The sequence below is a fragment of the Pseudomonas sp. GW821-FHT11D10 genome (assembly GCF_058808435.1).
This window is the reverse complement of sequence record NZ_JBXARR010000001.1, coordinates 1,343,929-1,360,560: the sequence shown is the minus strand read 5'-3', so window position 1 is coordinate 1,360,560 and position 16,632 is coordinate 1,343,929. Positions and strand designations below refer to the sequence as shown.

Annotated in this window: 11 protein-coding genes; 7 read left to right on the top strand and 4 right to left on the bottom strand. The window is 61.9% G+C overall.

All coding sequences use genetic code 11. From position 1 onward, the window contains the following. Positions 1-151 precede the first annotated feature (151 nt). The 6 genes from AC1RT4_RS06170 to AC1RT4_RS06145 all read left to right on the top strand — a co-directional run bounded on the left by AC1RT4_RS06170 (position 152) and on the right by AC1RT4_RS06145 (position 12,233). Positions 152-1,459: an MdtA/MuxA family multidrug efflux RND transporter periplasmic adaptor subunit gene (locus tag AC1RT4_RS06170; protein ID WP_007955055.1), complete on the top strand. Its 1,308-nt coding sequence runs from the start codon at positions 152-154 to the stop codon at positions 1,457-1,459. Beyond that, complete coding sequence (locus AC1RT4_RS06165; protein ID WP_493084323.1) at positions 1,456-4,560, top strand: MdtB/MuxB family multidrug efflux RND transporter permease subunit; 3,105 nt, start codon at positions 1,456-1,458, stop codon at positions 4,558-4,560. Before AC1RT4_RS06170 ends, AC1RT4_RS06165 begins: the two co-directional genes overlap by 4 nt. Beyond that, positions 4,557-7,664, top strand: a complete 3,108-nt coding sequence (locus AC1RT4_RS06160; RefSeq protein WP_007955052.1) for an efflux RND transporter permease subunit — start codon at positions 4,557-4,559, stop codon at positions 7,662-7,664. Before AC1RT4_RS06165 ends, AC1RT4_RS06160 begins: the two co-directional genes overlap by 4 nt. Then, a complete protein-coding gene (locus tag AC1RT4_RS06155) occupies positions 7,661-9,130 on the top strand; it encodes an efflux transporter outer membrane subunit (RefSeq protein ID WP_493084321.1) in 1,470 nt (489 codons plus the stop codon). The genes AC1RT4_RS06160 and AC1RT4_RS06155 overlap by 4 nt, the downstream gene beginning before the upstream one ends. A 189-nt stretch (positions 9,131-9,319) precedes the next feature. After that, on the top strand, positions 9,320-11,401 hold the full coding sequence (locus AC1RT4_RS06150) for a putative bifunctional diguanylate cyclase/phosphodiesterase (RefSeq protein WP_262161664.1): 2,082 nt from the start codon (positions 9,320-9,322) through the stop codon (positions 11,399-11,401). Positions 11,402-11,486: 85 nt separating this feature from the next. Further along, complete coding sequence (locus AC1RT4_RS06145) at positions 11,487-12,233, top strand: SDR family oxidoreductase (RefSeq protein ID WP_493084319.1); 747 nt, start codon at positions 11,487-11,489, stop codon at positions 12,231-12,233. A 134-nt stretch (positions 12,234-12,367) separates the two neighbouring features. Here the strand turns inward: AC1RT4_RS06145 and mapR are convergent, their stop codons facing one another. The 3 genes from mapR to AC1RT4_RS06130 all read right to left on the bottom strand — a co-directional run bounded on the left by mapR (position 12,368) and on the right by AC1RT4_RS06130 (position 15,736). After that, a complete protein-coding gene (mapR, locus tag AC1RT4_RS06140) occupies positions 12,368-13,777 on the bottom strand; it encodes a GntR family transcriptional regulator MpaR (RefSeq protein ID WP_039772397.1) in 1,410 nt (469 codons plus the stop codon). A gap of 84 nt (positions 13,778-13,861) precedes the next feature. Then, the gene (gene ccoG / locus AC1RT4_RS06135; protein ID WP_493084316.1) at positions 13,862-15,292 is read right to left on the bottom strand and encodes a cytochrome c oxidase accessory protein CcoG; all 1,431 of its coding nucleotides are present in this window, start codon (positions 15,290-15,292) and stop codon (positions 13,862-13,864) included. Positions 15,293-15,487: 195 nt separating this feature from the next. Continuing rightward, complete coding sequence (locus AC1RT4_RS06130; protein ID WP_007952135.1) at positions 15,488-15,736, bottom strand: DUF3203 family protein; 249 nt, start codon at positions 15,734-15,736, stop codon at positions 15,488-15,490. Positions 15,737-15,859: 123 nt separating this feature from the next. Here AC1RT4_RS06130 and AC1RT4_RS06125 point away from each other — a divergent pair, with 123 nt between their 5' ends. Then, entirely contained in the window at positions 15,860-16,366 is a 507-nt protein-coding gene (locus AC1RT4_RS06125; protein ID WP_007952134.1) for an MgtC/SapB family protein, read from the top strand. Here AC1RT4_RS06125 and AC1RT4_RS06120 read toward each other — a convergent pair whose 3' ends face one another. Continuing rightward, positions 16,367-16,525, bottom strand: a complete 159-nt coding sequence (locus tag AC1RT4_RS06120) for a hypothetical protein (RefSeq protein WP_007952133.1) — start codon at positions 16,523-16,525, stop codon at positions 16,367-16,369. Positions 16,526-16,632: the final 107 nt, after the last annotated feature.

Below are 16,632 nucleotides of genomic sequence, written 5' to 3'. Positions count from 1 at the left end.
TGGCTCTGTCCAGGCCGTTTTCATTTGTGTATCAGTGTTTTGCCTCACACCTTGAAACGTAAGTGGAAGGTAAATTGCCGGTAAAGCTGCTTTGCTAAATCCCCACCAGTGCTTATCGTTCAGCCTCCCGTAAAAGAAGCCCACGCGCCCAATGGTTAATCACTCCATGCAATCGTCTTCCCGAAACTCCCGTCGCTGGCTGTTGAGCCTGCTTGTCCTGCTGGTCATTGCCGGTCTGTGCTGGAAATTCTGGCCCGCCGGTTCGACCCACAAGGAGGGCGGCGAGAAGGCGCAGGCCGGCCACACTGGCCGTTCGGGGATGATGCGTCCGGGCTTCGGTGGGGCGGGCGGGCCGATTCCGGTACGCGTGGCGCCGGCGGTCACCGGGGACTTCCCGCTGTACTACAAGGCACTGGGCACGGTGACGGCGCTCAACACCATCAATGTGCGCAGCCGGGTCGGCGGCGAGCTGGTGAAGATCTATTTCGAGGAAGGGCAAATGGTCAAGGCCGGCGACCTGCTGGCGGAGATCGACCCGCGCTCGTACCAGAACGCTTTGCTCCAGGCCGAAGGCACCTTGCTGCAGAATCAGGCGCAGTTGAAGAACGCCCAAGTCGATGTCGAGCGTTATCGCGGTCTTTACAAAGAAGACAGCATCGCCAAGCAGACCCTGGACACCGCCGAAGCGCTGGTCGGCCAATACCTCGGCACCGTGAAAACCAATCAGGCGGCAGTCAACGACGCCAAGCTCAATCTCGAATTCACCAAGATCCGCGCACCGATTGCCGGTCGCGTCGGCCTGCGTCAGCTCGACGTCGGCAACCTCGTGGCGGCGAACGACACCACGTTCCTCGCGGTGATCACCCAGACCCAGCCAATCAGCGTGGCCTTCACCCTGCCGGAAAACAGCCTGGAAACCGTGCTCGCCCGCTACCGCAGCGGCGCCAAACTGCCGGCCGAGGCCTGGGATCGTGGCGACACCAAACTGCAAGCCACCGGTGTACTGCAAAGCCTCGATAACCAGATCGACGTGACCACCGGCACCCTGAAATTCAAGGCGCGCTACGAGAACCGCGATCAGTCGCTGTTCCCCAACCAGTTCGTCAACGTTCATTTGCTGGCTGACACCTTGAAAGGTGTGGTGCTGGCTCCGTCGGCGGCCATCCAGTTCGGCACCAACGGCACTTTCGTCTACGCGCTGGACGGCGACAAGAAAGTCACCATCCGCCAGTTGAAGATCGGTGCCAGCGACGGCGAAAACACCGTGATCACCGAAGGCCTGGCCGCTGGCGATCGGGTGGTGCTGGAAGGCACCGACCGCCTGAAGGAAGGCAGCGAAGTGGAAGTGGTCAACGACAGCAAGGATGTGCCGACCACTCCGACCGAACACCTGCAAGGCAAGTCCGCCGCCACCGCGCCTGACGCCACCGTCACTGACAAGGCCAAGAAGGGCGCATGAACATTTCGCGTCTGTTCATCCTCCGCCCGGTCGCCACCACGCTGAGCATGCTGGCCATCGTGCTGGCCGGTCTGATCGCCTATCACCTGCTGCCGGTCTCGGCCTTGCCGCAGGTCGATTACCCGACCATCCGGGTCATGACCCTGTATCCGGGCGCCAGTCCGGACGTGATGACCAGCGCCGTCACCGCGCCGCTGGAACGTCAGTTCGGGCAGATGCCGGGCCTGACGCAAATGGCCTCGACCAGTTCCGGCGGTGCGTCGGTGCTGACCCTGCGTTTCAGCCTCGACATCAACATGGACGTCGCCGAACAGCAGGTGCAGGCCGCGATCAACGCCGCGACCAATCTGTTGCCGACCGACTTGCCGGCGCCGCCGGTTTACAACAAGGTCAACCCGGCGGACACCCCGGTGCTGACTCTGGCCATCACCTCGAAAACCATGTTGCTGCCCAAACTCAATGATCTGGTCGATACGCGCATGGCGCAGAAAATCGCCCAGATCAGCGGCGTCGGCATGGTCAGCATTGCCGGCGGTCAGCGTCAGGCGGTGCGGATCAAGGTCAATCCGGAGGCGCTCGCGGCCAATGGCTTGAACCTGTCGGACGTGCGCACGCTGATCAGTGCGTCCAACGTCAACCAGCCCAAGGGTAACTTCGACGGCCCGACCCGAGTGTCGATGCTTGACGCCAACGACCAGCTGACCTCGCCCAAGGATTACGCCAACCTGATCCTGGCCTACGCCAACGGCGCGCCGCTGCGGCTCAAGGATGTCGCGCAGATCGTCGACGGCGCCGAGAACGAGCGTCTGGCGGCGTGGGCCAATCAGAATCAGGCTGTTCTGCTGAATATCCAGCGTCAGCCGGGCGCCAACGTGATCGAGGTGGTCGACCGGATCAAGGCGCTGCTGCCAAGCATCACCGACAACCTGCCGGCCGGTCTCGACGTGGTCGTGCTGACCGACCGCACCCAGACCATCCGCGCCTCCGTCACCGACGTGCAACATGAATTGCTGATCGCCATCGCGCTGGTGGTGATGGTGACGTTCCTGTTCCTGCGGCGCGCCAGTGCCACGATCATTCCGTCGGTGGCGGTGCCGCTGTCGTTGATCGGCACATTTGGCGTGATGTACCTGGCCGGGTTCTCGGTCAACAACCTGACCTTGATGGCCCTGACCATCGCCACCGGTTTCGTGGTCGACGATGCGATCGTGATGCTGGAAAACATCGCGCGTTTCATCGAGGAGGGCGACAGCCCGATGCAGGCTGCGCTCAAGGGCGCGAAGCAGATCGGTTTCACCCTGATTTCCCTGACCCTGTCGCTGATCGCGGTACTGATCCCGCTGCTGTTCATGGCCGACGTGGTGGGGCGGTTGTTCCGCGAATTCGCCATCACCCTGGCGGTGGCGATCCTGATTTCCCTGGTGGTCTCGCTGACCCTGACGCCGATGATGTGCGCGCGTCTGCTCAAGCGTGAGCCGGAAGCACATGAGCAGGGCCGTTTCTACCGTGCCAGTGTCGCGTTCATCGACTGGATGATCGCCGCTTACGGCCGCAAGTTGCAGTGGGTGCTCAAGCACCAGCCGCTGACCCTGCTGGTAGCCATCGGCACCCTGGCCCTGACCGTGTTCCTTTATATGGTGGTGCCCAAGGGCTTCTTCCCGGTGCAGGACACCGGGGTGATCCAGGGCATTTCCGAAGCGCCGCAGTCGATTTCCTTTGCTGCGATGGGCGAACGTCAGCAGGCGCTGGCCAAGGTGATTCTGGAAGATCCGGCGGTGGAAAGCCTGTCGTCCTACATCGGTGTCGACGGTGACAACGCCACGCTCAACAGCGGTCGGCTGCTGATCAACCTCAAGCCCCATGGCCAGCGTGATCTGACGGCGACCGAAGTGATTACCCGCCTGCAACCGCAGCTGGACAAACTGGTGGGCATCCGTCTGTTCATGCAGCCGGTGCAGGATTTGACCATCGAAGACCGCGTCAGCCGCACGCAGTACCAGTTCAGCATGTCGTCGCCGGATTCCGAATTGCTCAGCCTGTGGAGCGGCCGTCTGGTCGAGGCCCTGGCCCAGCGTCCGGAGCTGACCGACGTTGCCAGTGACTTGCAGGACAAGGGTTTGCAGGTGTTCCTGGTGATCGACCGCGACGCCGCTTCACGGCTGGGTGTGTCGGTCTCGAACATCACCGATGCGCTGTACGACGCGTTCGGCCAACGGCAGATTTCGACCATCTACACCCAGGCCAGCCAGTACCGCGTGGTGCTGCAGGCTCAGGCCGGGGAGAAGATCGGCCCGCAGGCGCTGGATCAGATTCACGTCAAGACCACCGACGGCGGTCAGGTGCGGTTGTCGAGTCTGGCCCACGTCGAGGAACGGCAGGCGCAACTGGCGATCACCCACATCGGCCAGTTCCCGGCAGTGATGATGTCGTTCAACCTCGCGCCCGGCGTGGCGCTGGGGCATGCGGTGGACATCATCGAGCAGGTGCAGAAGGACATCGGCATGCCGATCGGCGTGCAGACCCAGTTCCAGGGCGCGGCCGAAGCGTTCCAGGCATCGCTGTCGAGCACCTTGCTGCTGATTCTGGCGGCGGTGGTGACCATGTACATCGTGTTGGGCGTGCTTTACGAGAGCTACATTCACCCGATCACCATCCTGTCGACCTTGCCGTCGGCGGCGGTGGGGGCGTTGCTGGCGTTGCTGCTCAGCGGCAATGATCTGGGCATGATCGCGATCATCGGCATCATTCTGCTGATCGGTATCGTGAAGAAGAACGCGATCATGATGATCGACTTCGCCCTCGACGCCGAACGCACTCAGGGCATGGCGCCGGAGCAGGCGATCTATCAGGCGGCGCTGTTGCGCTTCCGGCCGATTCTGATGACCACGCTGGCGGCGCTGTTCGGTGCGGTGCCGTTGATGCTGGCTACCGGTTCCGGTGCTGAATTGCGTCAACCGCTGGGTCTGGTGATGGTCGGCGGGTTGCTGGTGAGTCAGGTGCTGACGCTGTTCACCACCCCGGTGATCTACCTGTACTTCGATCGTCTCGGCCGGCGCTGGGGCCGTGCTCCTTCGGCCGTGGAGCCGGTGGAACAGCCATGAACCTGTCCGGTCCTTTCATCAAACGCCCGGTGGCGACCATGCTCCTGAGCCTGGCGATCATGCTGCTGGGCGGCGTGAGCTTCGGCCTGCTGCCGGTGTCGCCGCTGCCGCAAATGGACTTCCCGGTGATCGTGGTGCAGGCCAGCCTGCCCGGCGCCAGCCCGGAAGTCATGGCGTCCACCGTGGCCACGCCGCTGGAGCGTTCGTTCGGCGCCATCGCCGGCGTCAACACCATGAGCAGCCGTTCCAGCCAGGGTTCGACCCGGGTGATTCTGCAATTCGACCTCGACCGCGACATCAACGGCGCGGCGCGGGAAGTGCAGGCGGCGATCAACGCCTCGCGCAACCTGCTGCCGAGCGGGATGCGCAGCATGCCGACCTACAAGAAGGTCAACCCGTCGCAGGCGCCGATCATGGTGTTGTCGCTGACTTCGGACGTGCTGGAAAAGGGTCAGCTCTATGACCTGGCGTCGACGATTCTGTCCCAGAGCCTGTCCCAGGTGCAGGGCGTGGGTGAAGTACAGATCGGCGGCAGCTCCCTGCCGGCGGTGCGTATCGAACTCGAACCCCAGGCACTGAACCAGTACGGCGTAGCGTTGGACGATGTGCGCAAGACCATTGCCGAAGCCAACGTGCGCCGGCCCAAGGGTTCGGTCGAGGACGACCAGCGTCTGTGGCAGATTCAGGCCAACGACCAGTTGGAGAAAGCCAAGGATTACGAATCGCTGATCATCCACTACAACGGCGGCGCGGCCCTGCGTCTGAAAGACGTGGCCAAGGTCAGCGACGGCGTGGAAGACCGCTACAACAGCGGTTTCTTCAACGACGACGCGGCAGTGTTACTGGTGATCAACCGGCAGGCCGGCGCCAACATCATCGAGACGGTCAACGAGATCAAGGCGCAGTTGCCGGCGTTGCAGGCGGTGTTGCCGGCCAGCGTCAAACTGAACCTGGCGATGGACCGTTCGCCGGTGATCAAGGCCACCCTGCACGAAGCGGAAATGACCCTGCTGATCGCCGTGGCGCTGGTAATCCTGGTGGTGTTCCTGTTCCTCGGTAATTTCCGCGCGTCCCTGATTCCGACGTTGGCGGTGCCGGTGTCGCTGGTCGGCACCTTCGCGGTGATGTACCTCTACGGATTCTCGCTGAACAACCTGTCGCTGATGGCGCTGATTCTCGCCACCGGGCTGGTGGTGGACGACGCCATCGTGGTGCTGGAGAACATTTCCCGGCACATCGACGAAGGCGTCAAACCGATGAAGGCTGCGTACCTCGGGGCCAAGGAAGTCGGTTTCACCTTGCTGTCGATGAACGTCTCGCTGGTGGCGGTGTTCCTGTCGATCCTGTTCATGGGCGGGATCATCGAAAGCCTGTTCCGCGAGTTCTCAATCACCCTGGCCGCTGCCATCGTGGTGTCGCTGGTGGTTTCCCTGACGCTGACCCCGATGCTCTGCGCCCGCTGGCTCAAACCCCATACACCGGGCGAGGAAAACCGCCTGCAACGCTGGAGCCGCCGGACCAACGACTGGATGGTCGGCAAATACGCCACCAGCCTCGACTGGGTGTTGCGCCACCGGCGCCTGACGTTGCTGAGCCTGATCATCACCGTCGGGGTGAACGTCGCCCTCTATGTGGTGGTGCCGAAAACCTTCATGCCGCAGCAGGACACCGGCCAGTTGATCGGTTTCGTGCGCGGTGACGACGGTCTGTCGTTCAGCGTGATGCAGCCGAAAATGGAAGTCTTCCGCCGTGCCGTGCTCAAGGACGAAGCGGTGGAGAGTGTGGCCGGGTTCATCGGTGGCACCAACGGCACCAACAACGCCTTCATGCTGGTACGCCTGAAGCCGATCAAGGAGCGCAATCTGTCGGCGCAGAAAGTCATCGAGCGCCTGCGCAAGGAAATGCCCAAGGTGGCCGGTGCGCAGTTGATGCTGATGGCCGACCAGGACCTTCAATTCGGCGGCGGTCGCGAGCAGACCACTTCGCAGTACAGCTACATCCTGCAAAGTGGTGACCTGGGCGCCTTGCGCGAGTGGTACCCGAAAGTGGTCACCGCGCTGCGGGCCTTGCCCGAGCTGACCGCCATCGACGCCCGCGAAGGCGCGGGTGCGCAGCAGGTGACGTTGATCGTCGACCGCGATCAGGCCAAGCGCCTGGGCGTGGACATGGAAATGGTCACGGCGGTGCTCAACAACGCCTACAGCCAGCGGCAGATTTCCACGATCTACGACAGCCTCAACCAGTATCAGGTGGTGATGGAGGTCAATCCGAAATACGCCCAGGACCCGGTGACGCTCAAGCAGGTTCAGGTGATCACCGCCGACGGCGCGCGTATTCCGTTGTCGACGTTCGCCCACTACGAAAACAGCCTGGAAGACGACCGGGTCAGCCACGAAGGCCAGTTCGCCTCCGAGAGCATTTCCTTCGACATGGCCGAAGGCGTGACGGTGGAGCAGGGCAGTGCCGCCATCGAGCGGGCGATTGCCAGGCTCGGTCTGCCGGAAGACGTGATCGTGAAAATGGCCGGCACCGCCGATGCGTTCGCCGCCACCCAGAAGAGCCAGCCGTTCATGATCCTTGGTGCGCTGCTGGCGGTGTATCTGGTGCTGGGCGTGCTGTATGAAAGCTACATTCACCCGTTGACGATCCTGTCGACGCTGCCGTCGGCCGGTGTCGGTGCCTTGCTGTCGATCTACGTGCTGGGCGGCGAGTTCAGCCTGATCTCGCTGCTCGGGCTTTTCTTGCTGATCGGCGTGGTGAAGAAGAACGCGATCCTGATGATCGACCTGGCGCTGCAACTGGAGCGTCATCAGGGCATGGCGCCGCTGGAATCGATTCGCAGCGCCTGCCTGCAACGCTTGCGGCCGATCCTGATGACCACGCTGGCGGCGATCCTTGGCGCCTTGCCGTTGCTGCTGAGCCGGGCCGAAGGCGCGGAAATGCGCCAGCCGCTGGGCCTGACGATTATCGGCGGGCTGGTCTTCAGCCAGGTGCTGACCCTTTACACCACGCCTGTGGTTTACCTCTATCTCGACAAGCTGCGCCATCGTTTCAACAAATGGCGTGGCGTGCGCACCGATGCCGCTCTGGAAACTCCGCTATGACTGACCGTTCGCTTATCAATCTGGCTACCGCTCGCGGCTCGCGTCTGCTGAGCCTGTCCCTGTGCGTGGCGATGCTCAGTGCCTGCGCCGTCGGCCCGGACTACCAGCGCCCGCAGACCGCCGAAATCGCCCAGTACAAGGAAGCCGAAGGCTGGCGTCAGGCCAACCCGAGCGATTCCCTGGCACGCGGCGCCTGGTGGGAGCTGTATGGCGACCGTCAGCTCAACGAGCTGATCGAGAAACTCAACAGTTCCAACCAGACCGTCGCCCAGTCCGAGGCCCAGTACCGTCAGGCCCAGGCCTTGGTGCGCAGCGCGCGCGGGGCGTTTTATCCGAGCGTCGATCTGAGCGCCGGCAAGACCCGTTCCAGTCAGGGCACCGGCAGCAGCAGTTCGAGCCTGAGCAGTTCCTCCAGCGGTATTCGTGACACCTACAACGCGCAACTGGGCGTGAGTTGGGAGGCGGATATCTGGGGTAAATTGCGTCGTGGCCTTGAAGCCAATGAAGCCAGCGCCCAGGCGAGCTACGCCGATCTGGCGGCGATGCGTTTGAGCCAGCAGTCCGAGCTGGTGCAGAACTACCTGCAATTGCGGGTGATCGATCAGCAGAAACGCTTGCTCGAATCGACAGTGGCGGCGTACGAGCGCTCGCTGAAAATGACCATGAACCAGTACAACGCCGGGGTTTCCGGGCGTGACGCGGTGGCGCAGGCGCAGACCCAGTTGAAAACCACCCAGGGCGATCTGGTGGACCTAATCTGGCAACGGGCGCAGTTCGAAAACGCCATCGCAGTGCTGACCGGCCAGCCGCCCGCCGAATTCAACATTGCCGAAACTCAGGACATTCCCAAGCTGCCGCAGATCCCGCTGAGCCTGCCGTCGCAGTTGCTTGAGCGCCGCCCGGACATCGCCTCGGCCGAGCGTTCGGTGATCGCCGCCAACGCCAACATCGGCGTGGCCAAGGCTGCGTACTACCCGGATTTCAGCCTGAGCATGAGCGGCGGCTACAGCAGCAGCACCTCGCAGAACCTGATCAGCCTGCCGAACCGCTTCTGGTCGGTGGGGCCGCAAATGACCCTGCCGCTGTTCGACGGCGGCATCCGCTCGGCCGAAGTCGACCGCACCGAAGCGGTGTACGACCAGACCGTGGCCAAATACCGCCAGACCGTACTCGATGGCTTCCGCGAAGTGGAAAACTATCTGGTGCAGTTGAAGGTGTACGAAGACGAAGCAGCCGTGCGCCAGGAAGCGCTCGATGCAGCACGGGATTCGTTGCGTTTGACCGAAAACCAGTACAAGGCCGGGGTGATTGCTTATCTGGATGTGGTGGTGGTGCAGGCCACGGCGCTGAGCAATGAACGCACTGTCCTGAATATCCTGCAGAGCCGCTTGATTGCCAGCGTGCAGTTGATCGCGGCACTGGGTGGCGGTTGGGACGGGCAGCTGGAAACCACTGATAACCGTTGAAACAGAGCCGGTAACGATCTGCTCAAGACACCGAAATAGAGCCTTGTCAGACGATCAAACAAGCGTTTCATCGGGTTGATGGCCATTTGATTACTTTGTCAGTGAATTCTTTTACGCAATCAGTACAATCGGCGCATTTGGCCCCGCCGAGAACGGACGCAGTACGGCGGGGTAGTCTCGAGAATTCTCATGCTCATCGGTAGCTATTCCTTCACGCTGGTTTTCATTTCGCTGTGTGTGGCGATCCTCGCTTCCTACACCGCGCTCGATCTCACCGGGCGCATTGCCACTGCCAAGGGCCGCGCCGTGCATTTATGGACGGCCGGCGGGGCATTTGCCATGGGCATCGGCGTCTGGTCGATGCACTTCATTGGCATGCTGGCGTTCAAGCTGCCGATCAGTCTCGGTTACGACATTTCAATCACGGCGCTCTCATTGCTGATCGCCGTGCTGTCCTGCGGTTTTGCCCTGTGGCTGGTCAGCCAGCCGAAACTGCCGGCCTGGCAGCTGGCCTTTGGCGCGTTGATCATGGGTGCCGGCATCAGCGCGATGCATTACACCGGCATGGCCGCGATGCGCATGCAGCCTGGCATCGACTACGATCCGACACTGTTCGGCGCTTCCTTATTGATCGCTGTTGGCGCTTCGGCGGCAGCGTTGTGGATCGCCTTTCGTCTGCGTCAGCAGTCGCCTTACGTGCGGTTGTTCCGTGCCGGGGCGGCGATTGTCATGGGTGTGGCGATTGTCGGCATGCACTACACCGGCATGGCGGCAGCGCGGTTTCCCGACGGCAGTTTCTGCGGCGCAGCACTCAGCGGCCTGAACGGCAACGGTCTCGACAATCTGGTGCTGATCACCACATTGGCGGTGCTGGCCATCGCGCTGCTGACCTCGATTCTCGACGCGCGCCTCGAAGCCCGCACCGCTGATCTGGCCCATTCGTTGACCGTGGCCAATCGCGAACTCACTCAACTGGCTTTGCACGACACTCTGACCGGCCTGCCCAACCGCATGCTGCTGGACGACCGGATCAATCAGGCGATGAAAAAGGTCAACGAGCAGGGCGGCTGTTTTGCGCTGATGTTCATCGATCTGGACGGCTTCAAACCGGTCAATGACGCTTTCGGTCACCACATGGGCGACCAGTTGCTGCGCGAAGTCGGGATACGTTTGCGTGAAGATTTGCGCAGTCTCGATACCCTGGCGCGAATCGGCGGCGACGAGTTTGTCCTGCTGGTGCGCCTGACCGAACCCAACGATGCGCTGGGCCTGGCGGCGCGTCAGGTCGGCCTGATCGCGCAGTCGTTCCGGGTGGCCGAACATGAGCTGCAGATTTCCGCCAGCGTCGGTATCGCCCTGTACCCGGGCAACGGCCAGAGCGCCCAGGAGCTGCTGATGAACGCCGACGCCGCGATGTATCACGCCAAGGGTGGCGGCAAGAACGGCTACAGCTTCTTCGACGCCTCGATGAACAGCAACGCGCGCAAGCAACTGCAACTGCTGCAGGACTTGCGCGCGGCGCTGGAGCACGGCGAGTTCAGCCTGCATTACCAACCCAAATTTCATGCGGCCGACGGTCGTCCGGTCGGTGCCGAGGCGCTGTTGCGCTGGGAGCACCCGACCCACGGTATGCTGATGCCGGACAAGTTCATCGATCTGGCGGAGAAGACCGGGCTGATCATTCCGATTGGCGAGTGGGTGCTCAATGAAGCCTGCCGGCAGATGCGCGAGTGGTACGTGCTGGGTTACACCGACTGGCGGATCGCAGTGAACCTGTCGGCATTGCAGTTCTGCCATTCAGGGCTGGTGCGCAGCGTCGCCAAGGCGTTGGCCACTCACCATTTGCCGGCCAACAGCCTGACGCTGGAAATCACCGAAACCACCGCCATGAGCGACGCCGACGCGAGCATGACGGTGTTGCAGGAGCTGTCCGACATGGGGGTCGACCTGTCCATCGACGACTTCGGCACCGGCTATTCGAGCCTGATGTACCTCAAGCGTCTGCCGGCCAACGAGCTGAAGATCGACCGCGGTTTCGTCCGCGATCTGGAACACGACAGCGATGACGCGGCCATCGTCTCGGCGATCGTCGCCCTCGGTCAGGCATTGGGCCTGCGCATCGTGGCTGAAGGTGTGGAAACCGATTCGCAGCAGGACTTCCTGACGCAACTGGGCTGCGATTCGCTGCAAGGTTATCTGCTCGGTCACCCGATGCCGGCGGACCGCTTCCTGCAGGACATCGTGCGCGGCAAACCATTGGCGGTGAGCTGAGTCGCTGATCGCAGGTCATGCAAAACCCTGCAATGACGGTTATTCTTGCCCCGACTGTTACGTGTGCATCGGGGGAAAGGCCAGCATGGATAAAGTCATTGTGATCACCGGCGGCGGTCGAGGAATCGGCGCCGCCACTGCGTTGTTGGCTGCCGAGCAAGGCTACCGGATCTGCATCAATTACCAGACGGACGAACAGGCCGCTCACCACGTGCTCGATCAGGTGCGTGAGCGCGGCGCGACGGCCATCGCCGTGCGCGCCGATGTCAGTATCGAAGACGAAGTGATCGGCCTGTTTCACCGGGTCGACACGGAGCTGGGTCGGGTCACCGCCCTGGTCAACAACGCCGGCACGGTGGGGCAGAAATCCCGGGTCGACGAAATGTCCGAATTCCGCATTCTCAAAATCATGAAAACCAACGTGCTGGCGCCGATCCTCTGCGCCAAGCACGCGATCCTGCGCATGTCGCCCAAACATGGCGGGCAGGGTGGCAGCATCGTCAACGTCTCCTCGGTCGCCGCGCGGTTGGGCTCGCCCAACGAATACGTCGATTACGCAGCGTCCAAAGGTGCGCTGGATACGTTCACCATCGGTCTGTCCAAGGAAGTGGCGGGCGAGGGGATTCGGGTCAACGCGGTGCGCCCGGGTTACATCTACACCGATTTCCACGCGTTGAGCGGCGATCCGGATCGGGTCAGCAAGCTGGAGTCGGCGATTCCGATGGCCCGGGGCGGGCGGCCGGATGAAGTGGCGGAGGCGATTGTGTGGTTGTTGTCGGACAAGGCTTCGTATGCGACGGGGACTTTTGTCGATCTCGGCGGCGGGCGCTAAACCCCCACTGATCGTTCCCACGCTCCGCGTGGGAATGCGTGAAGGGACGCTCTGCGTTCCAACTCTGGAAGGGACGCGGAGCGTCCCGGGCTGCATTCCCACGCAGAGCGTGGGAACGATCAGACATCAGTCTTTCAGAACGACCGCACAATCCGCCCCAACGTCTCCATCGCTTTCTCCGCATCCTCGGTCCACGGGCTGCCGTAGTTCAAACGGATGCAATTCCGGAATCTTTGGGTCGGCGAAAAAATCGGCCCCGGCGCAATGCTGATGCCTTGCGCCAACGCCATCTGAAACAACTTCAACGAATCCATCTGCGGTGGCAGTTCCAGCCACAGGAAGTAGCCGCCGGCCGGTTGGCTGACGCGGGTCTGCGCCGGGAAGTAGCGGGCGATGGCGGCGAGCATCGCGCTTTGCTGTTCTTCCAGGGCGTAGCGCAGTTTGCGCAGGTGGCGGTCGTAGCCGCCGTGTTGCAGGTAGTCGGCGATGGCTGCCTGGGCCGGCATCGAGGCGCACAGCGAGGTCATCAGTTTCAGTCGTTCGATCTTTTGTGCGTAGCGGCCGGCGGCAACCCAGCCGATGCGGTAGCCGGGGGCCAGGCTTTTGGCGAACGAACCGCAATGCATCACCAGACCTTCGGTGTCGAAGGCCTTGGCCGGTTTCGGCGCCTGCTGGCCGTAATAGAGTTCGGCGTAGACGTCGTCTTCGATCAGCGGCACCTGATGCTGTTTCAGCAGTTCCACCAGCTCCTGTTTCTTGGCCTCGGGCATGGTCGCGCCCATCGGGTTCTGGAAACTGGTCATGCACCAGCAGGCCTTGATCGGGTGCCGCTCAAGTGTCTGGGCGAGTACGCCGAGGTCGATGCCATCGCGCGGGTGCACGGGGATTTCCACGGCTTTGAGTTTCAGGCGTTCCAGCACTTGCAGGCTGGCGTAGAACGCCGGGGCTTCGATGGCCACCAGATCACCGGGTTCGGTGACCGCTTGCAGGCACAGGTTCAGCGCTTCGAGGGCGCCGTTGGTGATCAGCAGTTCTTCCATCGGCAGCATCAAGCCGCCGACCATGTAGCGCAGGGCGATCTGCCGCCGCAGTTGCGGGTTGCCCGGCGACATGTCGGTGACCACCATGCGCGGGTCCATCTCCCGGGCGGCGCTGGCCAGTGACCGGGACAGGCGTTGAAGCGGGAACAGGGTCGGGCTGGGGAACGCCGAGCCGAACGGCACGGTGCTCGGGTCTTTGATCGACTCGAGTACCGAGAACACCAGTTCGCTGACGTCGACCTTGGTGGACTCGTTGACCTGGCTGCTGATTACCGGCTCCGAAAACGGGCTCGGCGCGTGGGTGTTGACGAAGTAGCCGGAGCGGGGGCGGGCGCGGATCAGGCCGCGACGTTCCAGCAGGTAGTAGGCCTGGAATACCGTGGACGGGCTGACGCCGTAAGTCTGGCTTGCGTAGCGCACCGACGGCACCCGCTGACCGGGGCCGAGGACGCCGGAGCGGATCAGTTCAGCGATGTCGTCGGCGAATTTTTCGTAGCGTTTCATCGATGTCCTGCAATGGATGGGAGTTGGAAACGGCTGTGCCAATGCAAGCAACGCCATTGGCACAACGGACAGCATCTTAAAGCCTCACCGATTCATCGGCGCAACAAACCGGCTCTTCGCCACGCTATAAATCTCGGGCTCATCACTATCGGCAATCTTGAAACTCAAGGTCTGCGAACTGCTGGCCGCACGTTCGGTGGTCATTGCCACCGATACCGGCACATCGACAATCTCGCCCGGCGCCAGGCTCAGTTCGGTCTTGCCTTGCAGCTGGAAGCCTTCACCATCGACCAGCGTCAGGTTGTAGTCCTGGCGCTGCTGGGTCTTGTTAATGATCTTGAGGGTGTAGATGTTTTCGATCTGGCCCTGACCGTTTTCACGGAACAGGCCACGGTCCTTGGTCACGTCCAGCGACACCATCGGCCGTTCGACCAACGCCAGGGCAAGCGCGCCGATCATCACCACCAGCACCGCGACGTAGCCGATCAGCCTCGGGCGCAGCAGATGCGTCTTGCCACCCTGCAATTCACGCTCGGAGGTGTAGCGAATCAGGCCACGGGCGTAATTCATCTTGTCCATGATCGAGTCGCAGGCGTCGATGCACGCCGCGCAGCCGATGCATTCCATTTGCAGGCCGTCGCGGATGTCGATGCCGGTCGGGCAGACCTGCACGCACAACTGGCAGTCGATGCAATCGCCGAGCCCGGCTTCGGCCGGTTTCACCTCGCGTTTGCGCGGGCCACGGTTTTCGCCACGGGCCACATCGTAGGAAATCGCCAGCGTGTCCTTGTCGAACATCACGCTCTGGAACCGCGCATACGGGCACATGTGCATGCACACCGCTTCACGCAGCCAGCCGGCATTGATGTAGGTGGCGGTGGTGAAGAACAGCACCCAGAACAGGCTGACACCGCCGATCTGCAGGGTCAGCAGTTCTTCGGCCAGCGGCCGGATAGGGGTGAAGTAGCCGACAAAGGTCAGACCGGTCAGCACGCTGATCGCCAGCCACAGCGTGTGCTTGGCCGCACGCCGCGCCAGTTTGTTCAGGCTCCAGGGCGCCGCTTGCAGCTTGATCCGCTGGTTGCGTTCGCCTTCGGTGATCTTCTCGCACCACATGAAGATCCACGTCCACGAACTCTGCGGGCAGGTGTAGCCACACCACACCCGGCCGGCGAACACGGTAATCGCGAACAGGCCGAACGCAGCGATGATCAGCAGCGCCGACAGCAGAATGAAGTCCTGTGGCCAGAAGGTCGCGCCAAAGATGTGGAACTTGCTTTCGGAAAGGTCCCAAAGCACCGCCTGACGACCGCCCCAGTTCAGCCACACTGTGCCGAAAAACAGCAGAAACAGAAAACCCGCGCCGCTCATGCGCAAGGTGCGGAACAGGCCGGTGAAGCTGCGGGTGAAAATCTGGTTGTCGCTGGTGGCGTGTTTCGCCTTCATTGGGCGCGCCGGTACTTTTTTTATCTGGGGAGATGCTTCTACGGTTCGGACGGGGATTCGTTCGCTCATGGTCGTTCGCTCATCAGCCTCCATCAGGCCAGAGAACTATGAGCGCCGATCTGTTTGCATAACAGACTCAGGTATTTCAATAAAAAGCGTATCAGATGGCTTTTTATGCCACGCATGCGACAACTTGAAGCAGCCCGCAGGCCAAGGCGCAGATGCCTATCCCAGACGCCTGCGCCGGTTGTTGATCGAGGTCAGTCAAATCACCGAATCACTGTCGTCGGCCTTCAGGTGTTTGCGTCCATCCCGGGCGCCTGCGACGGTCAACGCATCAGCTTCCGCTTCGGTGACGTAAATGCGCCGTCCTTCCACTTCGACGAACGACATGGCTTTTTCGCTATCTGTCCTGACTTCCAGCGTGTCGCAGATCCGGATTTCTTCACCATTTTCCACGGTGAAAAAACAGACTTTCGATTCCGGATTGCTTTCATCGATACGAAGGGGCATGGGGCTGTCCTTTTTTCACAGGGGATCTGAATCGTTAGGGCCCACGCTCCGCCGATCGTTCTACGCAACCGATTAATGGTCGCCGCTGTCCACCTTTTATAACCCCTTCACAAGGACTGCACGATGAACGCCTGGTGGCATGAAGTGTGGGAAACCCTGCAAGCGGAATTCGCCGACATCGGCGATGCATCGCAGCTGACGCGGATCACCGTGCGCCTGTTGATGGCGGCGATATTGGGCGGGATTCTCGGGTTCGAGCGCGAGCACAAGGGCAAGGCCGCCGGGGTGCGAACGCACATGCTGGTGGCGCTCGGCGCGGCGTTGTTTGTGCTGGTTCCGCAATTGTCCGGTTCCCAGGCCGATGCCATGAGCCGGGTCATGCAAGGGGTGATTGCCGGGATCGGCTTTCTCGGCGCCGGCACCATCCTCAAGAACCACGAAGGTGACGAAGGCCACGTCAAAGGCCTGACCACCGCCGCCGGTTTGTGGATGACCGCCGCCATTGGCGTCGCGGCCGGTCTGGGCCGCGAAGCGACGGCGGTGCTCAGTACGTTGCTGGCGTTGGGAATCTTCAGCGTGATGCCGAGGATCGTGAAAATCTTTGAAAAAGATAATGACGACCCTCGCTGATCAGACAATCACCGGCGGCATGGTCGTCGGCGGTTCCTCCTTGGGCGGCGGCGTGGTGCCAGGCGGTTCCTGTTCGGGGATCGGCTGCGGCTCAGTTTCGGGCAAGACCGGTTTGTCGATGTTCGGATCAGGTGTTTCGGCCGGAATCGGAATAGTCATCGGGTGAACCTCCGTGTGGCACTTGGCGTGGGAAGTGCTTAAGTGGGTTGACCACTTCACTGCGAAATCGATCCGATTTTGTGGCGGGGCAAATCCCTGTGAACTTT